Here is a 22,778-nt window from a genome sequence, read left to right on the forward strand (position 1 = left end):
TCTCGATGGACCTGGTCGTCCGCGGGGCCCGCGTCGTCGACGGCACGGGCGGGCCCTCGTACAGGGCCGACGTCGGCGTGCACGAGGGCCGGATCGCCGCGATCGGATCGCTCCCCGGCGGCCGCGCGAACCTCGACGCGCACGGCCTCGTCCTGGCCCCCGGCTTCGTCGACATGCACGCCCACAGCGACCTCGCGCTGCTCCGCGACCCGGACCACAGCGCGAAGGCCGCCCAGGGCGTCACCCTCGAAGTCCTCGGCCAGGACGGCCTGTCGTACGCGCCCGCCGACGACCGCACCCTCGCCGGGGTGCGGACCGCCATCGCCGGCTGGAACGGGCCGGGCGACGACGTCGACTTCGACTGGCGCACGGTCGGCGGCTACCTCGACCGGCTGGACCGCGCCCACGGCGGTCAGGGCGTCGCCGTCAACGCCGCCTACCTCGTCCCCCAGGGCACGGTCCGCGCGTACGCCCTCGGCTGGGACGACCGCCCCGCGACCGGCGGCGAGCTCGACCGGATGCGCCAGCTCGTCGCCGACGGGCTGGCGCAGGGCGCCGTCGGCATGTCCTCCGGGCTCACCTACACCCCCGGCATGTACGCCTCCGGGGCCGAACTGACCGAGCTGTGCCGGGTGGTGGCCCGCTACGGCGGCTACTACTGCCCGCACCACCGCTCGTACGGCCGGGGCGCGCTCGCCGCCTACGCCGAGATGGTCGAGCTGGCCCGGGAGGCCGGCTGTGCCCTGCACCTCGCGCACGCCACCATGAACTTCGGTGAGAACGAGGGCCGGGCCGCCGAGCTGCTGGCCCTGCTCGACGCGGCGCTGGCCGGGGGCGCCGACATCACGCTCGACAGCTACCCGTACACCCCCGGCTGCACCACCCTCGTCGCCCTGCTCCCCAGCTGGGCGAACGCGGGCGGACCGGAGGCGGTCCTGGCCCGGCTGCGCGACGACGGCGAGGCGGAGCGGATCCGGCGCGCGCTGGAGGTCGAGGGCGCGGACGGCTGCCACGGGGTGCCGGTGGACTGGTCGACGATCGAGGTGTCCGGGGTCACCGACCCGGCGTTCGGGGCGTACGTGGGCACGCGCCTGGCCGGCTGGGAGGCGGCCCGGCGGCTCCTGCTGGGCGACCGGCTCGCGCCGACGATCCTCCAGCACGTCGGCTACGAGGAGAACGTCCGGGCGATCATGCGCCACCCCGCCCACACCGGCGGCTCGGACGGCATCCTGCAAGGCGCGAAACCGCACCCGCGCGCCTACGGCACCTTCCCGCACTACCTCGGCCATTACGTCCGCGAGCTCGGCCTGCTCTCCCTGGAGGAGTGCGTGGCGCACCTGTCCGGCCGCCCCGCGGCGCGGCTGCGGCTGCCCGACCGGGGTCTGGTGCGCGTGGGCCACCGCGCCGACCTCGTCCTCTTCGACCCGGACACGGTCGCGGCCGGGTCCACGTACGAGCGGCCGCGCACCATGCCCACAGGCATTCCGCACGTCCTGATCGACGGGCGGTTCGTCATGCGGGACGGGCGCCGCACGGACGTCCTGGCCGGGCGCTCGGTGCGCCGCACGGCTTTCACCGGCGTCAGCGGCCCGGTTCCCGGCCCCGCGGCCGGCCGAAGTGCGTTCATGGCGCGGCGGCCGGAGTATGGGGCCAGGGGAAAACCGTAGGAGGTACGCGATGGTCAGTGAACCCGACGAGCAGCCCACACGGTCGGACCTGCTCTTCACGGGCGGGGAACGGCCGTACGACCCCGAGGACCTCGTGATGGCGACCGGCCACGACCCGACTCCGGAGCGGGTCGAGAAGGCGCGCAAGCTGATCGAGAAGGAGGGCCCGCAGGTCATCGAGCGCTACCTCCCGTAGGGCGGCGACGCACGGATGCTGCTGACGGCCCCCGCCCCCGCACCGCCCACGCTGGAGGCGCGGGGGCGGGGGCCGACCGCATCCAGAATCGTTCATGCTCGTTAGCCGCAAGGGGGCCGACACCCTAAGGACAGGTGAATGCACGCTCTCGACGTCGACTGGGACCACCCCGCCGACCCACCGCCAGGTCCGCGGCTCGATCACGTCCGCGCCTACGTGACCACGGCGGGCGCCGACGGGCACCTGTGGCACGGAGTCCCCACCCTCCTGCTCACCACGCTCGACCGCGCCACCGGCCGCACGGCGCGCACCCCGCTGATCTACGGCGAGGACGCGGGCCGCTTCATCGTCGTGGCCGCCGCCTACGGCGCCGCGGAGCACCCTCGCTGGTACGAGAACCTGACCGCCCACCCGGAGGTCCGCCTCCAGGTCGGCGCCGCCGTCCACAAGGCGGTGGCGCACACGGCCACGCCGGAGGAGCGGGAGACGTACTGGGAGATGATGACGGCCCTGTGGCCCCCGTTCGAGGACGACGAGACGGCGGCGCGCCCCCGTGAGATCCCGCTGGTGATCCTGGAGTGCTGACCCCTCTGACCCCTCCCCCTCCCTCCGGCTAGACCGTCGGCGCGGCCACCGCGGTGTAGGTGCGCCCGCCCACGGCGTAGTCGCCCAGCGGGGTCATGCCGAAGCCGTCGACGTGGGCCTTCCACGACGGCGCGTTGCCGGCCTCGATGAAGGCCACCACCGCGTCGGCGCGTTCCGAGGCGGCCGCCACGGCCATGGTGAACAGGGCCCGGGCCACCCCCCGCCCGCGGTACGCCGCGTCCACTACGACCGGCCCGTAGAGCAGCCACCGCGCCTCGCGCAGGGGACGGCCCTCCCACTCCAGCAGGTCCTGGGCCCGGAGCAGGCCCGCGACGGCCGGTGAGGGATCGGCGATGGCGCCGGGCTCCGACAGGGCGAGGAGTCCGGCGACCCGGCCGCCGTCGTCCGCGACGAGCAGCTCGCGGGCCCGGGCCATGGAGCGCAGGACGTCGGCGTCGAAGCGGCCCTGGACGAAGCCCTGCTCCGCCCGTTGCCGCTCGGTCAGGGCGTCGTGGTGGCTGGCGGCCAGGATCTCGGCCACGGCAGGCGCGTCGGCCTCGGTGGCGTACCGGAACTCCATGGCCCGATCGTGCCACGGCGGCGCGCGCCGGAGCCGCCGCGTTGGTCCGGGCGCGGGACGTGCGCCCCGCCGGCGGCCCCGTCGGCGGCCGCGCCGGGGCGGCTGCGGCAACGTGGCCCGGTATGGCATCCATGGCATCCGGTGCACGCCCCCTCGCCGCGGTGGCCGTGCTGTTCACGGCGGCCCAGCTCGTGCTGGTGGTCCCCGGCTCGGGCCTGGGCTGGGACGAGGCGGTCTACGCCAGCCAGGTCAGCCCCTACGTGCCGGCCGCCTTCTTCAGCGCGCCCCGGGCGCGGGGCGTCACCTTCCTCGCCGCCCCCGCCGCCGTCCTCACCGAGGACCCGCTCGGGCTGCGGGTGTGGTTCGCGCTGCTCTCGGGCCTCGCGCTGTTCGCGTCCTTCCGTGTGTGGCGGGCGGTGCTGCCGGCGGCCGTCGTGGCCACGGCCGCCGCCCTGTTCGCCGGCCTGTGGGTGACGGTGCTCTACGGCCCGCAGGTCATGCCCAACCTGTGGGTGGCGTTCGGGGCCGTCGCCGCGGTCGGCTTCTTCCTGCGGCCGGCCGTTCCCGCCTCGTACGCGGGTGTGGCGGCGGCCATGGCCTTCGTCGCGCTCATGCGGCCCTCCGACGCCTTCTGGCTGTCCCTCCCCCTGGCGGCCGCCGCCCTGGCGTTCCGCACGCCCGGCCGGCTGGTACCGCTCGCCGCAGGGGTCGTGCTGGGCGCCGCCCCCTGGGTCGTCGAGGCGTACCTGCGCTACGGCGGCCTCGCGGCCCGGCTGCGGCGGGCCGGCGAGATCCAGGGCGGGCTCGGCGGCCGGTTCGCCTTCGGCGCCCAGCTGCGCGCCCTGGGCGGCCGAACGCTCTGCCGGCCGTGCGACGTGCCCCTGTCCTGGGACCGCGCCGTCACGTCGCTGTGGTGGTTCGTGGTCCCGGTCGCCGTCGCGGCCGGGCTGGTGCTCGCGCGTCGCCACCGCCGCCCGCTGGTCCTCGCCACCGCGGCGGCCGCCTTCCTCGCCGTGCCCTACCTGCTCCTCATCGGGTACGCGGCGCCCCGTTTCCTGCTGCCCGCCTACGCCCTGCTGGCCCTGCCCGCCGCGCAGGCGCTCGTCCACGCCGTACGGGCCTGGCGCGGGCCCGCGCTCGTCGCCCTCGCCGTGGCCCTGACCGCGCACACCGCCGTCCAGTACGCCGTACTCGTCAGCGCGGCCGACCGCCACCGCGCCGTTCGGGTCGCCTTCGCCCGCACGGCCGCCGAACTGCACCGGCGGGGGGTGCGCCCGCCCTGCACGGTCAGCGGCCACGAGGCGGTGCGCGTGGCCTACGCGCTGCGCTGCTCCTCGCGCCAGGTCGGCGGTCACGACGCGAGCATCGGCGCCCGGGAACTCCAGGCGCTGACGTGCCGGCGCCCGGTGGTGTTCCTGACGCCCGGCACGACCCCGCCTCCCGCGTTCGCCCGCGCCTGGCGCCCCCACGCGCTGCCGCCGCTCCCGGGCACCCCCGCCCTGCGCGCCTACCTGCCGCCGGCCTGCGGCCCGCAGCCGCAGGGGCAGGGGCAGGGGCAGTAGGGGCCGCAGCGCGTCACCTCGCCTGTCGGCGGGCCTGCTTCACCTCGCGGTCGACGGCCCAGGCGTCGGCGACCGGGCCGAGGTGGGCGAGCTTGTCGGGGTTGAGTACCGAGCGGATCGCCTGGATCCGGCCGCCCTGCACCTCCAGGGCCATGGCGTAGAGGACCCTGCCGTCCCGGTCGCGGAACAGCGCGCCGGGCTGGCCGTTGATCTCGTGCGGCTCGAACGTGACGTCGATCCGCAGCAACCAGGGGAAGGCCGCGCCCAGCAGGCGGGCCACGTTCTGCGCGCCGATGACGGCCCTGGCCAGCTGCGGTGCCTTGCCGCCGCCGTCCCCGACCATCTGGACGTCGGCGGCCAGCAGGTGCTGCAGGCCGTCCACGTCGCCGTCCTTCAGCGCGTCGAAGAACCGCGCCGCCAGCTCCTGCCGCTCCCGACGGTCCGCCTCGAACCGAGGGCGCCCGGCCTCCATGTGCCGCCGCGCCCGCACCAGCAGCTGCCGGCACGCCGCCTCCGAGCGCCCCACGGCCGTGGCGACCTCGTCGAACCCGAAGGCGAACACGTCCCGCAGCAGGAAGACCGCCCGCTCCAGCGGGCTGAGCCGCTCCAGCAGGAGCAGCGCCGCCATCGACACCGAGTCGGCCAGTTCCACCGACCGCGCCGGATCCTCGTACGGGTCGCTCAGCAGCGGCTCGGGGAACCACGGCCCGACGTACTCCTCCCGCCGCACCCGCGCGGAACGCAGCACGTCGATCGAGATCCGCGTCACCGTGGTAGACAGGAAGGCCTTGGCCGACGTGGGCCGGGTCGCCGAGCCGTCGAAGCGCAGCCACGTCTCCTGCACCGCGTCCTCGGCCTCGCTGACGCTGCCCAGGATCCGGTAGGCGATCGAGAACAGCAGCGACCGCAGCTCCTCGAACTGCTCGACCTTGCTCACGCCGGCTCTCCTCCCCTGTATCCCCCGCCCCGTCGCCTCAGTGGAACTGCCCGGGCACGTAGTCGCCCGCCGGCTGCTGGGTGATGAGGTTCATCCGGTTCGCCATGTTCATGAACGAGATCAGCAGCACCAGGGCCGTGAGCTGCTCCTCGTCGTAGTGCCGGGCGGCCCGCTCCCACACTTCGTCGCCGACCCCGCCGGCCCCGTCCGCGACCCGGGTGCCGTGCTCCGCGAGCTCCAGCGCGGCACGCTCGGCCTCGGAGAACACCGTGGCCTCCCGCCAGGCCGCCACCAGGTGCAGCCGCACCGCGCTCTCCCCGGCGGCTGCAGCCTCCTTGGTGTGCATGTCGAGGCAGACGGCGCATCCGTTGATCTGGCTCACGCGCAGCGACACCAGCTCCTGCGTCGCGGCCGGCAGCGGCGATTCCCTGATCACCTTGCCCGCCGCCATCACGTGCTTGAGGGCCTTGCCGACGGTCGGGCTCGTGAAGAAGTTCAGTCGCGCGTCCATGGTGTGTTCCTCCGTGGTCGTCAGTGGCTACACCCTTGAGACGGGGCAGCCCGACCCCCTGTGACACGCGCCGGTGTGACCTGCGTCTCCCGGTCACCGGCGGAAGCGTCAGAGGTACTCGCGGGCGAACTCCACCGCCCATTCGACCGCGGCCACCGGGACGCTGGCGCAGTCCGGGTCGACGCTCAGGCGGGCCGCCTCCCAGCCCTGGTCGTGTTCGCGGTGGATCACGAAGCGGCCCTCCTCGGCGGTCCCCTTCGGCGTCACCACGAACTCGATCGCCCGGTCGTCACCATCCGTGCCGACCGTGGTGATCGCCATGTCACCGACTACGAACTCCACTGCGCCGCGCTCCTCAGTCGATGGTCCCCCGGCGGTGGTCCGCCGGTTCCCGCCCGTCCTCGTTCACGCCCCACCCTCCCCCGGGGAGCGGCCCGCCGCATGAGTGCGCGTACTCAGCCCTCGTACTCAGCCCGCGTACTCAGATCCGGGCCTCCTGAGGCCCCGAGTGACGAGCGCAACATCCCTCGCCGCGCCGCTCTTCCACGACACCCGTTCCGCAGGCCGAACCCGCAGGTGGGCCCGCGATTCCAAGGGTGGACCGCACCCCCACCCACCCATCGCGCGAAATGGGACATATCACCCTTCCGATCTCTCCGCGAAAACCCGCGCCACGCCCGCGCCCGGGCCCGTAAGCTCCCGTCATGCAGGTGATCCAGTCAACCAAACTCGCCAATGTCTGTTACGAGATCCGCGGCCCCGTGCTCGAAGAGGCGATGCGGCTCGAAGCAGCAGGTCATCGCATCCTCAAGCTCAACACCGGCAACCCCGCGGCCTTCGGCTTCGACTGCCCGCCGGAGATCCTTGAGGACATGCTCCGCAACCTGGGCTCCGCCCACGGTTACGGTGACGCGAAGGGGCTGCTCAGCGCGCGCCGCGCGGTCATGCAGCACTACCAGACCAAGGGCATCGACCTCGACGTCGAGGACATCTACCTCGGCAACGGCGTCTCCGAGCTGATCCAGATGTCGATGCAGGCGCTGCTCGACGACGGTGACGAGGTACTGGTCCCCGCGCCGGACTACCCGCTGTGGACCGCGTCCGTCTCCCTCGCCGGCGGCACGGCCGTGCACTACCGCTGCGACGAGCAGTCCGACTGGATGCCGGACCTCGCCGACATCGAGCGCAAGGTGACCGACCGCACCAAGGCGATCGTGATCATCAACCCGAACAACCCAACCGGCGCCGTCTACGACGACGAGATGCTGCGCGGGCTGACCGACATCGCCCGGCGCCACAACCTGGTCGTCTGCTCGGACGAGATCTACGACCGGATCCTCTACGACGGCGTGACGCACACCAACACCGCCGCCCTCGCGCCCGACCTGCTGACGCTGACGTTCAACGGGCTCTCGAAGAACTACCGCGTCGCCGGCTACCGGGCCGGCTGGATGGCGGTCTGCGGCCCGAAGAAGAACGCCGCCTCGTACATCGAGGGCCTGACGATCCTGGCGAACATGCGCCTGTGCGCGAACATGCCCTCGCAGCACGCCATCGCCACCGCCCTCGGCGGCCGCCAGTCGATCAACGACCTGGTCCTGCCCGGCGGGCGGATCCTGGAGCAGCGCGACACGGCCTACGACCTGCTGACCCAGATCCCGGGCGTCACCTGCGTGAAGCCGAAGGGCGCGCTGTACGCCTTCCCGCGGCTGGACCCGTCCGTCTACAAGATCAAGGACGACCGGCAGATGGTCCTCGACCTGCTGCGGGCCGAGAAGATCATGGTGGTGCACGGTACGGGCTTCAACTGGCCCGAGCCCGACCACTTCCGGATCGTGACCCTGCCGAACGCCAAGGACCTGGCGGACGCGGTGACGCGGATCGGGAACTTCCTCGACGGCTACAGCCAGCTCTAGGGGGGTCTCGGCGGACGACCGGCGGGACCTGCTCCGGCAACGGCCGGATTCAGCTCAACTTTAGAACTAATCCAAGGTAGGATGGTCTCCTGACCCACGCAGGAGGCCTCCTCATGTACGAGCCGATCCGTACCAAGTCGGTCGTCCACCGCTTGGGCGCCCACCGCGTCGACCAGCCGCACAGCAGCCGCTGCGAAGCGCTGGACATCCAGCTCGCCGGTCACCTCTCGGCCCTGCTGGCCGTCACCGACGAGCTCGGGCTCGACGAGCCCGCCGCCGCCATCGCCGCGCAGGTCGAGCGCCTGCGCGGGGCGCAGCCCGTGCGCGCTCCGCGCGGACCCGCCTCCGGCGCCGCCGCCCTGCACCGGCGCGCGCACGACCTCGCCGCCCGCGCGCTGCTCGTCGCCGCGTCGCGCGCCGACACCACCGTCGCGATCCTTTCCGCCGAGCGCATGGACGCGCACGCCGCCGCGCTGAAGTCCCTGGAGTCCCGGGACCTGGCCGGCGCCCTCTAGACGGCCCCGGTCCGGGGCCGCCAAGGCTCCGGACCGGGCGCCACGCCCTCCGCGTCCGGGGTGCGGGGGATCGAAAACTGGACAGATTCCGGCGCTCCGAACACGATGAGGGCTGATAGATCGCGGCAGCACGGGGGAGGCCGCTCACATGCTCCATCTCCTCCACTGTGCTTCGTCCCCTTTTCGGCACCTTGGAGAGATTTCGCCCATGAGTTTCGGCGACCCGAACAACCCGTACGGCCAGCAGCCCCAGCAGCCTCCGCAGGGCCAGCCCGGTTACGGTCAGCAGGCCCCGCAGGGTGTGCCGCCGCAGTACGGCTACCCGCAGCAGCCCCCGCAGGGCGCGGCTCCGCAGTACGGCTACCCGCAGCAGACGCCGCCGTACGGCGCGTACCCGCCGCCGGGGATGCCCGGCATGCCGGGCGCGGGCATGCCGCCGCTGGCCCACTGGGGCCTGCGCGTGGGTGCGTACCTGCTCGACATCCTGATCATCGCCGGCCCGATGTACGCGCTGATCGGCATCTCCGCCGCGACCGGCGACAGCGAATCGGCGGTCGCCGGGGTGCTCAGCCTCGTCGGCCTCGTGTACGCCATCGGCATGGGCTTCTACCAGCTGTACAAGGAGGGGACCACCGGCCAGTCGACCGGCAAGAAGGTCCTCGGCATCAGCCTGCACAAGGAGGCCGACGGCGCCACGGTCGGCTTCGGCATGGCGTTCGTCCGCAAGCTGGCCCACATGCTCGACGGCATCCCCTGCTACATCGGCTGGCTGTGGCCGCTGTGGGACGCCAAGAAGCAGACCTTCGCCGACAAGGTGTGCGGCACCGTCGTCATCAAGGTCAACTAAGGCCCGGGCCCAGCGCCCTTGACGGCCGGTGGCGACGCCTGGGCCCTGCCTAGCCCGTCTGCGGCTGTGGTTGCGTCTGCGTCTGCGTGAACTCCGCGCCCGCGACCCCGCACCACGGAACCGTCGCCACCGGCCACACCGGGCCGACCGCCTCCCCGTACTCGGTCGCGCCCGGTGCCACGCCCGGGACCTTCACCAGGGCCTGGGAGGCCCGCCGTCCGGGATCCGGTTCGGCGCGGTCGCGGAACTCCACCGTGATCACGTACGCGCCGGGGCCCTCGGCCCGGCCCGTCGCCTCCACGGCGGCCACCACCCGCCGGCTCCCCGGATCGATGCGGCACCCGGTGACCCGTACGTCCTCCACCGGCGCCCTCGGCGGCGCCTCGGGGGGTTCGCCGCCGCTCGCCCACACGTACAGCCCCAGCGGGGCGAACACCAGCAGCCCGGCCAGCGTCACCAGGCCGACCAGCCATCCCTGCCACTTCAACGCGCTCACGCTCACGCCCATGTCCCGATCCTCCCGGGATGCCGCCCCGCTCACCAGCACCCGAGGGTTCACACAGCATTTCGAAGTGGGACCGCCCGGACGCCTGACGTCCGTTCAACTCGGCGTGGAACGCGTGACGGCGGACCTCCGCGAAGCAGAGGTCCGCCGTCAGCAGACGCACACGGCCCGCCGGAAGAGCGCGGACGCTCCTGACGGGCCGGTGCTGCGGTGGGACGCCGCTTGGTCGGGGGCTCCCACAGCGGTGGGACGCCGCTTGGTCGGGGGCTCCCACGTTCATTGGCCCCGGTCATCGGGGCGGGGCGGTCAGCCCAGGCGCTCGACGAGCGCGTGGTACTGGTCCCACAGCTCCTTCGGCGTGTGGTCGCCGTAGGTGTTCAGGTGCTCGGGGACCAGGGCGGCCTCCTCGCGCCAGATCTCCTTGTCGACCGTGAGGAGGAAGTCCAGGTCCTCGGCCGGGAGGTCCAGGCCGTCGAGGTCGAGGGAGTCCTTGGTCGGCAGGATGCCGATGGGGGTCTCGACGCCCTCGGCGGTGCCGTCGAGGCGGCCGACGATCCACTTCAGGACGCGGCTGTTCTCGCCGAAGCCGGGCCACACGAACTTGCCCGCGTCGTTCTTGCGGAACCAGTTCACGTAGTAGATCTTGGGGAGCTTGGCCTGGTCCTTGTCCGCGGCCACCTTGACCCAGTGGGCCATGTAGTCGCCCATGTTGTAGCCGCAGAACGGCAGCATGGCGAAGGGGTCGCGGCGCAGCTCGCCGACCTTGCCCTCGGCGGCGGCGGTCTTCTCGGAGGCGATGTTCGAGCCGATGAAGACGCCGTGGTTCCAGTCGAAGGACTCGGTGACCAGCGGCACGGCGGAGGCGCGGCGGCCGCCGAAGAGGATCGCGGAGACCGGGACGCCCTTGGGGTCCTCCCACTCGGGGGCGATCGTCGGGCACTGCGCGGCCGGGACGGCGAAGCGGGCGTTGGGGTGGGCGGCCGGGGTCTGCGACTGCGGAGTCCAGTCGTTGCCCTTCCAGTCGATGAGGTGCTCGGGCGCCTCTTCGGTCATGCCCTCCCACCACACGTCGCCGTCGTCGGTGAGCGCGACGTTGGTGAAGACGGTGTTCGCGTACATCGTCTTCATGGCGTTGGCGTTGGTGTGCTCGCCGGTGCCGGGCGCGACGCCGAAGAAGCCGGCCTCGGGGTTGATCGCGTACAGGCGACCGTCCTCACCGAAGCGCATCCAGGCGATGTCGTCGCCGATGGTCTCGACCGTCCAGCCGGGGATCGTGGGCTCCAGCATGGCCAGGTTGGTCTTGCCGCAGGCGCTCGGGAACGCGGCGGCGATGTACTTCGCCTCGCCCTGCGGCGGGGTGAGCTTGAGGATCAGCATGTGCTCGGCGAGCCAGCCCTCGTCGCGGGCCATGACGGACGCGATGCGCAGGGCGTAGCACTTCTTGCCGAGCAGGGCGTTGCCGCCGTAGCCGGATCCGTAGGACCAGATCTCGCGGCTCTCGGGGAAGTGCGAGATGTACTTGGTGGTGTTGCAGGGCCACGGCACGTCGGCCTCGCCCTCGGCGAGCGGAGCGCCGAGGGTGTGGACGGCCTTGACGAAGAAGCCGTCGGTGCCGAGCTCGTCCAGGACGGCCTTGCCCATGCGGGTCATGGTGCGCATGGCGACCGCGACATAGGCGGAGTCGGTGATCTCGACGCCGATCGCGGAGAGCTCGGAGCCGAGGGGGCCCATGCAGAAGGGGACGACGTACATCGTCCGGCCCTTCATCGAGCCGCGGAAGATGCCCTCCTGACCGGCGGAGCCCCCCTCACCAGTGAAAAGGGCCTTCATCTCGGAAGGAGCCTTCCAGTGGTTCGTGGGGCCCGCGTCCTCTTCCTTCTCGGAGCAGATGAAGGTCCGGTCCTCGACGCGCGCGACGTCGGACGGGTCGGAGGCGGCGTAGTACGAGTTCGGGCGCTTCGTCTCGTCGAGCTTCTTGAACGTTCCCTTGGCGACGAGCTCCTCGCACAGGCGCTCGTACTCGCCCTCGGAGCCGTCGCACCAGACGACGCGGTCCGGCTGGGTGAGGGCTGCGATCTCGTCCACCCAGGAGATCAGCTCCTGGTGGTTCGTCGGGACAGTGGGAGCCGCGTTGTCGCGCGCCACGATTGCTCCTTGTTGAGGGGGTGTTTGGTGTTTGCCCCGTGGGGGCTGCGACCCGGATGCTTCGCGCTCCGCTCATCCGGTGCCGACCGCACTCATCTGATCATCCGGTGCGTGTGCGCATATGTCCAGAGGGCCTCTCACGTGAGCATCGCCACGTCCGTCAATCTTCCGTAAAGAGGACTAACGGAAACCTGCGGGCACGTAGGTAGCATGCGTGCATGACGTCTGACGCCGCCGCCGCACCGGCCGCCGCCGCAGCCGCAGCCATGGTCGAGCCGGAGGCCAAGCCGCTGATGCGCGGCTGGCTGCACCTCGGGATGTTCCCCGCCGTGGTCATCGCGGGTCTCGTGCTGTTGACCTTCACCGACTCCACCAAGGCGCGCGTCTCCTGCGGGGTCTACATCCTCACCGCCTGCCTGCTCTTCGGCGTCAGCGCGGTCTACCACCGCGGCACATGGGGACCGCGCGGCGAGGCCATCCTGCGACGGCTCGACCACGCCAACATCTTCCTGATCATCGCGGGTACCTATACCCCGCTGACGGTCCTGCTCCTGCCGCCCTCCACCGGACGGACCCTGCTGTGGGCGATCTGGCTCGCGGCGGCCGCCGGCATCGCCTTCCGCGTCTTCTGGGTCGGCGCCCCGCGCTGGCTCTACACCCCGTGCTACATCGCCATGGGCTGGGCCGCGGTCTTCTTCCTGCCCGACTTCATGCACACCGGCGGCATCGCCGTCCTGGTTCTGGTGATCGTCGGCGGCCTGCTCTACAGCGTGGGCGGGGTCATCTACGGCCTGAAGCGGCCGAACCCCTCCCCGCGCTTCTTCGGCTTCCACGAGGTCTTCCACTCCCTGACGCTCGCGGCCTTCGTGACCCACTACGTCGGCATCTCGCTCGCCGCGTACGCGCACTGATCTGATCCCGGGCCCCTCAGGCGGAGTCGGAGTTGCGCAGGGCGGCGTCGAACAGCCGGTCGGCCAGCTCGGCGAAGACGGCGCTGAGCTTCTCGGCGGCGATGCCGTCGGCGTAGCCCTGGAACGCCAGCCCGGCCGCCGCCTGGACGGCGGGCGTCGCGTACTCCGGGTCGAGGGGGAAGGGCTCCCCGGGAGGCCAGGGCGCCGGCCAGTTCCTCGGCCAGGGGATCTTCGGGTGCGGCCGGGTGGGGCACCAGTCGTCGCCGACCTCCCGCAGGATCTCCCCGGCGTCGCCGCCCCTCTGGTGCGCCCCGATCGCCGACTCGGCCACCCCCTTGACCGTCTGCAGGACGGCGAGGCGCAGGAAGTCGCGCGGCGGGAGCGGCTGGGGGTTCAGCGCGACGTCGGATCTCCGGTCGAGGGAGCGGACCTGCGCCGCCGCGGCGGCGAACAGCGGACCGTGCGGCTCTATGCCGTCCCAGACCTCGGGCTTGATCCGTGCCACCAACCGCACGATGCGCGCGGTCTGTGATGCGCTGACCTGTCCCATGGTTCGACCTCCTGTGCGCGGCCACGTCCCTCCCCAGTGTCCGCCGGTCGAGGAGGTCCGCAACCGCGGCCCGGGGCCCCGCTGCCCCGAAAGGGCGGCGGGGTCCCGGTCATTCCTCGCGGTTCAGCAGGCGTAACCGTCGCGGTCGGGGTCCAGGCGCAGCGGATCGCTGCCGTTGACCTTCAGGCGTTCGGGGTACTGGTGGGTGGCCAGCCAGTCGCAGCGGGCCTTCGCCGTCTCCTTCACCTCGGCCGGGAAACGGGTCGGCACGCACACGTTGACCGTGCCGTAGTGCCGGTCGCAGCCGGCCACGCCCGGCGCGACCGGGGCGGAGTCCCGCTGGGCCGGGTTGTCCTTCGCGGGTGCCAGCCGGTTCGCGAAGTCGTGCTCGTGCGCGGACGGCTGTTCCACGGTGGCCGCCAGCGCCGACGGGCCGCCCAGGTGCACCCAGCTCGCGAGGGAGGGGACGCCGTTCGCGTCGGCCGCGAAGAGCATGTACCAGCCGGGCGGCGCCAGGTTGGGGTTGCTGGTGACGTTGAGGTCGACGGTGGTGCCGTTGACGACCGTCATCGGCAGGTCCACGAACCGCTGGTTGGGGTCCGAGGAGTGGGTGACCGCCGCCGGGCGGATCAGCTCCGCCTTGGCCACCGGGCGGTTGACCGTGATCCGCTGCGTGTCCCCGTACACCCACTGGGTGTCGATCACCGAGGTGATCTGCGGGCGGGCGCCCTTGAAGAGGTAGGGCGGGCTGTAGAGCGACACGTTGTGGTTGTAGGTGCCGTTGCCCGGATTGTCGCCGACCGACATGACCCGGCCGTCCGGCATCAGGAAGGACGCCGAGTGGTAGGTCCGCGGGATCGGGTCGGCGGCCAGGCCCGGCTGGTAGGTGTCGGTCGCCGGGTCGAAGAACGAGGCCTCGAAGACCGGGTCGGCCCGGTCGTGCAGCCCGCCGCCGGTCTCCAGCACCTTGCCGTCCGGCAACAGGACGGCGGACACGTACATCTTGCCCTCGGCGCCGATCTGGGGCCGCTTGCCGGTGCCCGTGTCGACCAGGCCCTGCGGCAGGTCGGGGCCGGCCGTGTAGGCGGGGCTGGGCTTCTTCAGGTCGATGATGTCGGTGATCCGGTTCGCGGCCGGGTTGGTCTCGTTGTTGCCGCCGCCGATGGTCAGGACCCGCTGGTCCTGCGCCGGGGGCAGCAGGACGCTCGCCGACTCGTCGCGCTCGTCCTTCTTGCGCAGCCCGGGCACGTCGGTGACGGTGTTCGCGCCGTAGTCGTAGATCGATGAGCCGCTGCCGGCCGTGTTGTTGCCGAAGGTGTGGCTGCCCGAGTAGAAGAGCCGCCCGTCCTGCATGAGGATCATCGACGGGTACAGGCCCCAGTACGACCAGGTCTGGTTGACCTCGTTCATCGGCAGCCACTTGTGCTGCGCCGCCGAGAACTTCTCCGCCGTCACGTTGCCCGTGGAGTCCTCCTTCAGCCCGCCGAAGGAGATCACGTCACCGTTGCCGAGGACCGTCGCCGACGGGTACCAGTGACCGCCGTTCATGTCGTTGGTCTTCGTGTACTGCTCGGTCGCGGGATCGAAGACGTAACTGTCCTTCAGGCCCTGGTAGCCGATCGTGCCGTCGGCGGACGGGTACCCCTTGTTGCCGCTCATGACCAGCACCCGGCCGTCCGCCAGCTGCACGTGGCCCGAGCAGAACATGTCGACCGGCGTCGGTACCGTCTTGAAGCCGCCGTTCGCCGGGTCGTAGACGGCCGAGGTGAAGGTGCCCGCGTTGAACTGCGCGATGTCGTTGCCGGAGCCCGCGATCAGCAGCACCTTCCCGTTCCTCAGCACGACCGCGTGCATCGAACGCACCGGGTTCTTGGCCGGGATCACCTCCCACGCGCCCCTGGCGCACTGCTCCGCCGTGCCCGTGCAGGTGGGCTGCGGCCCGGTCGCGCCGACCTCCTCCACCGCGTAGTCGTCGGAGGTGAGCGATCCCACCCCGTAGACCGACAGGCCCCACGCGATCCTGTCGGTGTGGGGCGGGACGGCCGGCGTACGGACCTCCGTGCGCGCCCAGGCGGTGCTCACGGGCGGATTCTGCAGGTCGGTCCAGTACTGCCAGCCCGTGGTCGTGTCGTGGCGGAACACGGTCACCGACACGTCCGGGGTGGTCGACTTGTACCAGGCCGACAGGTCGTACTGCCTGCCCGGTGTGACGGTCGGGGCGCAGGTGCCGCTCTCGGTGACCAGCGCCTTGCGGTCGCCGTCCACGCGGCGGGTGAGCGAGACCTTCATCGCCTTGGTGCCGGTGTGCGCGTCGGCGACGGTGGCGAAGGTGAAGTCGTTGTCGCCCCAGCCGGACTTCGACCAGCAGGACGGCATGTCGGAGCCGGCGGCGCCGGCGGTCTCGAAACCGGGGTTGGAGAGCAGATTGGGCGCACCGGCCGTGGCCTGCTGCGGTGCGGTGAGCAGCAGGCCCGCGGTCATCGCCCCGACGGCGAGCAGGGCGGCGCGCCGCCCGGCCCGTCGCCGGATCTTCAGACGCATGGAAAGGATCCTTTCTGTCGGCTCAACTCCTGGGTTGGCGTTCAGAATCGGCGGCTTTGCGCGGCAGGTAGACGAGGGCCTCCGTCGCCGCGAACCGCAGGACGAAGGTGGTGACCAACGCGAGGGCGGTCGCCGGCAGCACCGCCATGCCGAACGTGGCCACGAACACCGCGATGAGCGGGATGCGCAGCAGCAGATCGGCGTTGGCGAGCAGGGCGAAGCGCCCGGCCCGGTCCGCCCAGCGACGGTGGCGGCGCCGGTCACGGAAGAGCAGGGCCTCGATGAGGACGAAGTTCCACATCACCCCCGCCTGGTTGGCGACGATCTCGGCGGGCAGGTAGTGCATCCCGGCGCCGGTGAGCAGCCACAGCGCGGCCAGGTTCGGGACGAAACCGGAGAGCCCGATCAGCCCGAAGCCGATCATGCGGGCCAGCGGGGTCGCGGAGCGCAGCGAGGCGAGGTGCGCGAGGAAACGCAGGCCCTCGCGGGCGGTGGACTTGGACTCGCCGCGGTAGCGGTCCTGGAAGACGAAGGGCACCTCGGCGACCGGGCGGGGACGGCAGCGCACCGCCAGCTCCAGCAGGATCTTGTAGCCCAGCGGCCTCAGGGCGTCCGCGGTGACCGCGGCGACCGCCGAGCGGCGCATGGCGAAGAAACCGCTCATCGGGTCGCTGATCCCCCGCAGCGCACGCGGGAAGAGGCCCTTGGTGAGCCAGGTGGCAGCGCGGGACACGGCGAAGCGGTAGGTCCCGGCGAGTCCGGCCCGGCTGCCGCCGCTGATGTAGCGGGAGGCGACGACGAGGTCGGCGCCGGTGCGCACCCCCTCGCCGACGAGCTCGGGCACCAGGTGGGGCGGGTGCTGGAGGTCGGCGTCCATGACGACGATCCAGTCGGTGTCCGCCCGCTTGAGGCCTTCCACGACCGCGCCGCCGAGACCGCCCTCGGCCACCTCGCGGTGCAGGACGGACACCGGGAAGGGGTGGTCGGCCGCGGCCTTCTCGATGGCGGCGGGGGTGTCGTCCGTGGAGTCGTCCACGAACAGCACCGCACAGGGCAGGTGGTCGGGCAGCGCGTCGCCGAGGCGGCGCAGCAACTCCGCCACGTTCGCGGCCTCGTTGAAGGTCGGGATGATGAGGGTGACGCTCCCGGACGGCGTGTGCGGAGCGGCGAGCTCCGCATCGATCGGGGCATGGAGGGACCCCAGGTCCTCGCTCAAGGTGACTCAGCTCCCACTCGTGCGGTCGGCGCGGTCGGTCCGGTCGGCGCGGTCAGTGCGGTCGGCGCGGTCAGTGCGGTCGGCGCGGTCAGTCCGGTCGGTGCGGCGGATCTCGATGCGGTCCTCGCCCGAGCCGAAGACCGCCACCGCGGTCGAATGCTCCAGCACCGCCTTCACGTTGGGCAGGTCCACCGCGTCACGGCGCACGGTGGGCGAGGAGACCACGTAGTCGATGTCCTGCCAGCCGCGCGGCAGGGTCTCGGTGACGGCGGGGTCGAGGTCGGCCTTGTAGAACCAGATGGCGCCGAGCCCCGGCTCGAAGCCGTGCTGCACGGCGTCCAGCCAGAGCGCGTCGTCGAGCAGCACGCGGGTGTGGGCCGGGTCGGCGACCTCGTGGCCCAGCCAGGCCGCGGCCTGCCGGTAGGGGCCGTTCGCGTCGGCCGTGAGCGCGGTGCGGTTCCCGTCGTACCAGCGCGGCAGCACGTACACCGCGGCGGACGCGGCCAGTACGCCGACCAGCGCCCAGCGCGCCCACACCGCCTGCCTGCGCTCCCCGGGACGACGGCGGCGGCGCAGCAGGGCGTGCGTGATGCTGGCCGCGCCCCCGGCGAGCACGAGGGCCAGGAACGGCAGCGCCTGGATCACGTACATCGCCGGGAGGTAGCCGCCGGGACGCAGCGCGACGAGGGCCAGGAGGACGGCGGCGAGCGCGGGGCCGGCCAGCGCGCGGGCGGTCACGGACCATCTGACGGTGGCCAGCAGCAGGACCGCGCCGGCCAGCCCGCCGAGCGGCAGCACGGCGTCGTAGTAGAGCCAGGACCGGAGCACGCCGTTCGCGCCCGTGCCGGGGGTGAGGACGAAACCGGAGCCCTCGCGGCCCATCTGGTAGGTGATGGCGTCGGCGAGCGAGACGTGGCCCGAGCCGGGCAACAGCTCGCCGTTGAGCAGGGCGTAGAGCGGGTACGACAGGCCGATCAGCGCGCAGGCGGTAATGGCTCCGGTGACGGCGAACTTACGGGTGTCGCGGTGGCTGTGGCGCCACATCGTCACCAGCAGCGCCGGGAGCACCACCAGCATCGTCTCCTTGGTCAGGACGGCGGTGGCGGCGGCCAGCCCGGAGGCGAAGTGGTGCCACAGGTGGCGGCTCGGGGACGCGGCGAGGCAGAACGCCAGCAGGATCCACATCACGGCGATGTTGTCGAGGAAGATCTCGCGCTGGAGCACCACGGAGAGCGGGGACAGCCCGAAGAGGGCCATCGCGAGCCCGGCGGCCCAGCGCGGCAGCCACAGCCTGCGGGCGAGGACGTAGATCAGCACGGAGCTGGCCGCGGAGACCGCCAGCATCGAGAACCGCATCGGCGCGACGGTCATCCAGTCGGGCACGAAGAGGGACGGCAGGTACGTCAGGCCCGCGATCTGGATCCAGCCGAGCGGCGGATGGTCGTACCAGTACGTGTAGTGGGCCAGGCCCTCGCCCTGCTGGACGGCCCACGCCTGGGCGAGGTAGGTGCCCTCGTCGTCGCTCAGGGTGGGGAAGGCGGTGATGTTCCAGCCCTGGACGAGGACGATCACGACCAGCAGAGCGCCGCACAGCAGCAGGTCGGGGCGGGAGGAACGCAGGCGCACGCGCGGTCGGGCGGGCGGAGCCGGGCGGACGCCGTGGCCGTCGCGGTCTTCGCGCCGGGCGGTGGCGGTCGTGGTAGCGGTGGCGGTCGGGGACTGGGGATCAGTGGCCGTGGGCAGGGTGGCGGTCACTGGCGGATGTCCTCTCGGATCGCGGGAGCGGGTACGGCGGTTGCGGCGCTTGTGGCGGCGGTTGCCGCGGCGGTGGTTGCGGCGGCGGTGGCTGCGGCGGCGGCGCCCTCGCCCTTCGACGCCGTCAGGTGGGCGCCCGTGTGGCTCGTCAGCTCCCACTCGTTGCGGCCGCGCTGCTCGCGCCAGACGGCGCGGATCGCGGCGCCCGCGAGCATCACCTGGTAGAAGGGCCCGCCGACGACGAGCTTCACGTAGTGCACGAGGCGGACCCGCAGCCCGTACTGCCGCCCGAAGTCGTGCAGGCCGACGATCTCGAACACGAAGGTCACCATCGCCGTGATCAGGGGCAGGAAGGTGATGATCGCGATCCCGACCGGCACGTCGAGGAAGACCGCGACGGCGAAGTTGACCGGGATGATCACACCCGACGCGGCCTGCATGAAGGGGGTCATCAGCGTGTAGCGGGCGAGCCAGCGCTGGCCGCGCCCCGGCAGCCGCTGCCAGTCCTTCTTGCGGTACACCTGGAGGAAGCCCTGGTTCCACCGGGTGCGCTGCTTGAGCAGGCTCATCAGCGAGCCGGGCGTCTCCTCGCGGGTGACCATGTCGGAGTCGTAGGCGACGACCACTTTCTTGCCCGCCGACGACAGCCGCACCCCGAGGTCGCAGTCCTCGGCCAGGCAGTCCTGGTCCCACCCGCCGGCCTCGCGCAGCACCTCCGTACGCACGAACACCGTGTTGCCGCCGAGCGGGATGAAGCCCTTCTCGGCGTGCAGGTGCAGCCGGGAGCGGAACCAGAAGAAGTACTCCAGACAGTTGCGCAGGCTGTACCAGCTGGAGTGGAAGTTGATGAGCTGCACCCCGCCCTGGACCACGTCGGCGCCGGTGGACCGGAAGGCGTGGTCGACGTGGGCGAGCAGCTCGGGGTGGACCTGGTCCTCGGCGTCGAAGACTCCGACGATGTCACCGCGGCAGGACGGCAGCGCGGTGTTGAGGGCCTTCGGCTTGTTCTTCGTCTCGTGGTGGTCGACGACCACCCGGACCCGGGCCGGCTCGCGGGCCGCGGCCCGCTCGGCGACGGCGGCTGTCTCGGGGTCGTCGTGTCCGACGATCACGATGATCTCGTAGTCGGTGTGACCCGACTCCAGGAGCCGGTCGATCGTGTGCTCCAGGACCGCCTGCTCGTGGCGGGCGGGCAGCAGCAGCGAGAAGGCCAGACGACCGCCGCCGTCGGGCCGGTCGAAGCGGGTGGCGGCCAGCGTCTCCGGCGTGCGCCACGCGTGCATCTGCCACCACAGCGTGAACGCGGCCATCCAGAAGAGCGCAAGCGACATGACAACGATGAACACAGAAGTGAACAAAACCGTCCCCCCGGACATGCCGCCCCCCGGCGGCCATCGTCAAACCCCCCGGGGGCTCACGGCGGGCCCCCCGGCCCGCCGCCCCCGATCCCCCTTCGCACGCACCCCCCAGTGCGCCCTGTCGGTGACGCCCGCAGCGGTCACTCCTCAACGACACGAGACTAGGCAGCGAACATGACACCCAGAAGCGGCACAGATAAAAAGCACGTTTCTGAACTCACGGACAGGCAAGCGGAATTGACGGCACTGCGGCCGATTCAGGGGTGAACCGTACCCAACTGCTCCGCCAGTTCGACCGGATCCGTCGTAGGCCGCGCGCAGACGAAATGTCGACAGACGTACGCCGTCGGACGGTCGTGTACGAGTGTGCGCTCGGCAAGAAGGGGGAACTCACCTCCGCTGCCGTCCGCCGCCTGGGGCAGACCGGCCGCCACGACCGCCCCGGGAGCCGTCCCCAGCAACGCGGCCCGGTGCAGCGCCTCGAACGCCGGATCCTGCGCACGGCCGACCACCGCGACCTCGCGCGGGCCGTCGAGGAGCGCCTCGGCCACCGACAGCCCGTGCCCGATGAAGCGCGGCACGCGCGGACCGAGCGCGTGCACCACCCCCAGCGCCCGCTCGGCCGCCGTACGGTGGGCCTGCGACCCGGTGTGCGCGGCGTACGAGAGCAGCGCGCCGGCCGCGGCGGTCCACCCGGACGGGGCGGCCGTGTCCGTCGGATCCTGCGGCCTGCGGATGAGCTTCTCCGCGTCGTGCGCCGTGTCGTACAGCGACCCGTCCTCGGCGGTGAACCGGTCCAGGACCAGGTCGAGCAGGAACCCGGCGAACTCCAGCCACACGCCCTCGCCGGTCACCGACGCCAGCGCGAGGAAACCCTCGGCCACGTCGCCGTAGTCCTCCAGCACCCCGGCGTTGGCCCCGACCTGCCCGTCCTTGCTGGTCCGCGCCAGCCGGGCCTTCCCGGCGGCCACGTCGAAGTGCACCCGCACCAGCAGGTCGGCGGCCTCGGTGGCCCGCTCGACGAGGTCGGGCCGGTCGAAGTACGCCCCGCACTCGGCGAGGGCGGCGATGGCCAGTCCGTTCCACGCGGCGACGATCTTGTCGTCCCGCCCGGGCGCGGGCCGCAGGTCGCGCGCGGCGAGCAGCCGCCGCCTGATGCCGGCCATCCGCTCCGCGTCCGCCTCGGTCCCGCCCGCGGGCCCGGCCGCGAGCCCGTCCTCGGGCAGCTGGAGGACCGACATCCCGTGCTCGAAGGTGCCCTCCTCGGTCACCCCGAAGTACGCGGCGGCCAGCTCGCCGTCCTCCTCCCCCAGCACCTCGCGCAGCTGCGCCGGGGTCCAGGCGTAGTAGGCCCCCTCCACGTGCTCACCGCTGACCGGGTCCTCGCTGTCGGCGTCGAGCGCGGACGCGAAGCCGCCCTGGGCGGTCCGCAGTTCGCGGACCATGAAGTCCGCGGTCTCCAGGGCGACGCGGCGCGCGAGCTCGCGGATCCCGTCATCGATCCCGTCATCGGCTCCGTCGCGGGCGGTGGCGCGCCACAGGTGCGCGTAGACCCGGCACAGCAGCGCGTTGTCGTAGAGCATCTTCTCGAAGTGCGGCACGACCCACTCCCGGTCCACGGAGTACCGCGCGAACCCGCCGCCGAGCTGGTCGTAGATCCCACCGCGCGCCATCGCCTCGCACGTGTCGGCGGCCATCTGGAGCGCACCCTCGGACCCGGTGCGCGCATGGTGGCGCAGCAGGAACTCCAGCGCCATGGACGGCGGGAACTTCGGCGCCCCGCCGAATCCGCCGCGCGGGGCGTCGTACTCCCGCGTCAGGCCGAGCAGCGCCTGCGCGAGCTCCTCGGGCCCGGGGGCGCCGGCCTTCCCGTAGTCCAGCTGCCGCCCCGCCAGGTCCCGTACGATCTTCTGCGCGACGTCGGCGACCTCCTCGCGCCGCCCCACCCAGGCGGCCCGCACGCCTTCGAGCACCTGCATGAAGGAGGGCATCCCGTGCCGGGGCTCGGGCGGGAAGTAGGTGCCGAAGTAGAACGGCTCGCCCTCGGGCGTGAGGAAGACGGTCATCGGCCATCCGCCGTGCCCGGTGGCCGCCTGCACGGCCTCCATGTAGACGGCGTCGATGTCGGGACGCTCCTCGCGGTCCACCTTGACGTTGACGAAGTGCTCGTTCATGTAGGCGGCGGTCAGCTCGTCCTCGAAGGACTCGTGCGCCATGACATGACACCAGTGGCACGCCGAGTAACCGACCGACAGCAGCACGGGCACATCACGCCGCCGCGCTTCCTCGAAAGCGTCCGGGGTCCACGGCCACCAGTCGACCGGATTGTCCGCGTGCTGAAGCAGATAAGGCGAGGTCACACCAGCCAACCGGTTCATAAGACCCAGCCTCTCACAGCGCCTGGCCCGACCGACGGAGCCTTCACGGGATCGCTGAGCTCGGCTGAATTGCACTTGTGAGCCATCACGTGGCGGGCGGCCT

At 72.1% G+C, this 22,778-nt stretch carries 20 protein-coding genes; 8 read left to right on the top strand and 12 right to left on the bottom strand.

All coding sequences use genetic code 11. From position 1 onward, the window contains the following. Positions 1-5 precede the first annotated feature (5 nt). From AC07DU_RS04235 to AC07DU_RS04245, 3 genes are all read left to right on the top strand, one after another. The gene (locus AC07DU_RS04235) at positions 6-1,667 is read left to right on the top strand and encodes an N-acyl-D-amino-acid deacylase family protein (RefSeq protein ID WP_479109532.1); all 1,662 of its coding nucleotides are present in this window, start codon (positions 6-8) and stop codon (positions 1,665-1,667) included. Positions 1,668-1,677: 10 nt separating this feature from the next. Then, positions 1,678-1,863: a hypothetical protein gene (locus AC07DU_RS04240; RefSeq protein WP_360898629.1), complete on the top strand. Its 186-nt coding sequence runs from the start codon at positions 1,678-1,680 to the stop codon at positions 1,861-1,863. Between the two features lie 138 nt (positions 1,864-2,001). After that, a complete protein-coding gene (locus AC07DU_RS04245) occupies positions 2,002-2,448 on the top strand; it encodes a nitroreductase/quinone reductase family protein (protein ID WP_453372814.1) in 447 nt (148 codons plus the stop codon). 28 nt (positions 2,449-2,476) lie between these two features. On the opposite strand, the gene AC07DU_RS04250 is transcribed toward AC07DU_RS04245, so the two are convergent. Next, the gene (locus AC07DU_RS04250; protein ID WP_479109534.1) at positions 2,477-3,028 is read right to left on the bottom strand and encodes an N-acetyltransferase family protein; all 552 of its coding nucleotides are present in this window, start codon (positions 3,026-3,028) and stop codon (positions 2,477-2,479) included. 122 nt (positions 3,029-3,150) lie between these two features. On the opposite strand from AC07DU_RS04250, the gene AC07DU_RS04255 reads away from it, so the two are divergent. Then, complete coding sequence (locus AC07DU_RS04255) at positions 3,151-4,590, top strand: hypothetical protein (protein ID WP_479109536.1); 1,440 nt, start codon at positions 3,151-3,153, stop codon at positions 4,588-4,590. 13 nt (positions 4,591-4,603) lie between these two features. Here the strand turns inward: AC07DU_RS04255 and AC07DU_RS04260 are convergent, their stop codons facing one another. The 3 genes from AC07DU_RS04260 to AC07DU_RS04270 all read right to left on the bottom strand — a co-directional run bounded on the left by AC07DU_RS04260 (position 4,604) and on the right by AC07DU_RS04270 (position 6,380). After that, positions 4,604-5,527 carry an RNA polymerase sigma-70 factor gene (locus AC07DU_RS04260; protein WP_479026672.1) on the bottom strand — a complete coding sequence of 308 codons (924 nt, stop codon included), beginning with the start codon at positions 5,525-5,527 and terminating at the stop codon, positions 4,604-4,606. Positions 5,528-5,564: 37 nt separating this feature from the next. After that, positions 5,565-6,038, bottom strand: coding sequence for a carboxymuconolactone decarboxylase family protein (locus AC07DU_RS04265; protein WP_479026670.1), 474 nt, complete (start codon positions 6,036-6,038; stop codon positions 5,565-5,567). A 108-nt stretch (positions 6,039-6,146) separates the two neighbouring features. After that, the gene (locus tag AC07DU_RS04270; protein WP_360904635.1) at positions 6,147-6,380 is read right to left on the bottom strand and encodes a hypothetical protein; all 234 of its coding nucleotides are present in this window, start codon (positions 6,378-6,380) and stop codon (positions 6,147-6,149) included. A gap of 362 nt (positions 6,381-6,742) precedes the next feature. Between AC07DU_RS04270 and AC07DU_RS04275 the strand changes: the two genes are divergently transcribed. The 3 genes from AC07DU_RS04275 to AC07DU_RS04285 all read left to right on the top strand — a co-directional run bounded on the left by AC07DU_RS04275 (position 6,743) and on the right by AC07DU_RS04285 (position 9,316). Next, positions 6,743-7,954 (top strand): pyridoxal phosphate-dependent aminotransferase, encoded by a 1,212-nt coding sequence (locus tag AC07DU_RS04275; RefSeq protein ID WP_360904632.1) that lies wholly within the window; start codon positions 6,743-6,745, stop codon positions 7,952-7,954. 113 nt (positions 7,955-8,067) lie between these two features. Beyond that, a complete protein-coding gene (locus AC07DU_RS04280) occupies positions 8,068-8,469 on the top strand; it encodes an SCO4983 family protein (protein WP_479026665.1) in 402 nt (133 codons plus the stop codon). A gap of 208 nt (positions 8,470-8,677) precedes the next feature. Continuing rightward, positions 8,678-9,316, top strand: a complete 639-nt coding sequence (locus AC07DU_RS04285) for an RDD family protein (RefSeq protein WP_479109538.1) — start codon at positions 8,678-8,680, stop codon at positions 9,314-9,316. A 49-nt stretch (positions 9,317-9,365) separates the two neighbouring features. Here AC07DU_RS04285 and AC07DU_RS04290 read toward each other — a convergent pair whose 3' ends face one another. Next, a complete protein-coding gene (locus tag AC07DU_RS04290) occupies positions 9,366-9,824 on the bottom strand; it encodes a hypothetical protein (RefSeq protein ID WP_479109540.1) in 459 nt (152 codons plus the stop codon). Between the two features lie 303 nt (positions 9,825-10,127). Beyond that, positions 10,128-11,966, bottom strand: a complete 1,839-nt coding sequence (locus AC07DU_RS04295; RefSeq protein ID WP_479109543.1) for a phosphoenolpyruvate carboxykinase (GTP) — start codon at positions 11,964-11,966, stop codon at positions 10,128-10,130. Positions 11,967-12,184: 218 nt separating this feature from the next. Between AC07DU_RS04295 and trhA the strand changes: the two genes are divergently transcribed. Next, positions 12,185-12,877 carry a PAQR family membrane homeostasis protein TrhA gene (gene trhA / locus AC07DU_RS04300; RefSeq protein ID WP_479026654.1) on the top strand — a complete coding sequence of 231 codons (693 nt, stop codon included), beginning with the start codon at positions 12,185-12,187 and terminating at the stop codon, positions 12,875-12,877. A 16-nt stretch (positions 12,878-12,893) separates the two neighbouring features. Here the strand turns inward: trhA and AC07DU_RS04305 are convergent, their stop codons facing one another. The 6 genes from AC07DU_RS04305 to AC07DU_RS04330 form a co-directional block, all read right to left on the bottom strand. Then, entirely contained in the window at positions 12,894-13,427 is a 534-nt protein-coding gene (locus AC07DU_RS04305) for a hypothetical protein (RefSeq protein ID WP_479026651.1), read from the bottom strand. Between the two features lie 123 nt (positions 13,428-13,550). Further along, complete coding sequence (locus AC07DU_RS04310; protein WP_479109545.1) at positions 13,551-15,968, bottom strand: galactose oxidase-like domain-containing protein; 2,418 nt, start codon at positions 15,966-15,968, stop codon at positions 13,551-13,553. A 22-nt stretch (positions 15,969-15,990) separates the two neighbouring features. Beyond that, positions 15,991-17,172 carry a glycosyltransferase gene (locus AC07DU_RS04315; RefSeq protein WP_479109894.1) on the bottom strand — a complete coding sequence of 394 codons (1,182 nt, stop codon included), beginning with the start codon at positions 17,170-17,172 and terminating at the stop codon, positions 15,991-15,993. 18 nt (positions 17,173-17,190) lie between these two features. Continuing rightward, positions 17,191-18,939, bottom strand: a complete 1,749-nt coding sequence (locus AC07DU_RS04320; RefSeq protein ID WP_479109547.1) for an ArnT family glycosyltransferase — start codon at positions 18,937-18,939, stop codon at positions 17,191-17,193. Then, complete coding sequence (locus tag AC07DU_RS04325; protein ID WP_479109549.1) at positions 18,936-20,297, bottom strand: glycosyltransferase; 1,362 nt, start codon at positions 20,295-20,297, stop codon at positions 18,936-18,938. The genes AC07DU_RS04320 and AC07DU_RS04325 overlap by 4 nt, the downstream gene beginning before the upstream one ends. A 257-nt stretch (positions 20,298-20,554) precedes the next feature. Beyond that, positions 20,555-22,675 carry a thioredoxin domain-containing protein gene (locus tag AC07DU_RS04330; RefSeq protein WP_479109551.1) on the bottom strand — a complete coding sequence of 707 codons (2,121 nt, stop codon included), beginning with the start codon at positions 22,673-22,675 and terminating at the stop codon, positions 20,555-20,557. Between the last annotated feature and the right edge of the window lie 103 nt (positions 22,676-22,778).

Source organism: Streptomyces sp. NPDC045695 (assembly GCF_056432025.1).

Bases quoted from the DNA above. Each gene is read 5' to 3' on its own strand.
- AC07DU_RS04235 (WP_479109532.1), top strand. From the start codon at position 6: ATGGACCTGGTCGTCCGCGGGGCCCGCGTCGTCGACGGCACGGGCGGG.
- AC07DU_RS04240 (WP_360898629.1), top strand. From the start codon at position 1,678: ATGGTCAGTGAACCCGACGAGCAGCCCACACGGTCGGACCTGCTCTTC.
- AC07DU_RS04245 (WP_453372814.1), top strand. From the start codon at position 2,002: ATGCACGCTCTCGACGTCGACTGGGACCACCCCGCCGACCCACCGCCA.
- AC07DU_RS04250 (WP_479109534.1), bottom strand. From the start codon at position 3,028: ATGGAGTTCCGGTACGCCACCGAGGCCGACGCGCCTGCCGTGGCCGAG.
- AC07DU_RS04255 (WP_479109536.1), top strand. From the start codon at position 3,151: ATGGCATCCATGGCATCCGGTGCACGCCCCCTCGCCGCGGTGGCCGTG.
- AC07DU_RS04265 (WP_479026670.1), bottom strand. From the start codon at position 6,038: ATGGACGCGCGACTGAACTTCTTCACGAGCCCGACCGTCGGCAAGGCC.
- AC07DU_RS04275 (WP_360904632.1), top strand. From the start codon at position 6,743: ATGCAGGTGATCCAGTCAACCAAACTCGCCAATGTCTGTTACGAGATC.
- AC07DU_RS04280 (WP_479026665.1), top strand. From the start codon at position 8,068: ATGTACGAGCCGATCCGTACCAAGTCGGTCGTCCACCGCTTGGGCGCC.
- AC07DU_RS04285 (WP_479109538.1), top strand. From the start codon at position 8,678: ATGAGTTTCGGCGACCCGAACAACCCGTACGGCCAGCAGCCCCAGCAG.
- AC07DU_RS04290 (WP_479109540.1), bottom strand. From the start codon at position 9,824: ATGGGCGTGAGCGTGAGCGCGTTGAAGTGGCAGGGATGGCTGGTCGGC.
- trhA (WP_479026654.1), top strand. From the start codon at position 12,185: ATGACGTCTGACGCCGCCGCCGCACCGGCCGCCGCCGCAGCCGCAGCC.
- AC07DU_RS04305 (WP_479026651.1), bottom strand. From the start codon at position 13,427: ATGGGACAGGTCAGCGCATCACAGACCGCGCGCATCGTGCGGTTGGTG.
- AC07DU_RS04310 (WP_479109545.1), bottom strand. From the start codon at position 15,968: ATGCGTCTGAAGATCCGGCGACGGGCCGGGCGGCGCGCCGCCCTGCTC.
- AC07DU_RS04330 (WP_479109551.1), bottom strand. From the start codon at position 22,675: ATGAACCGGTTGGCTGGTGTGACCTCGCCTTATCTGCTTCAGCACGCG.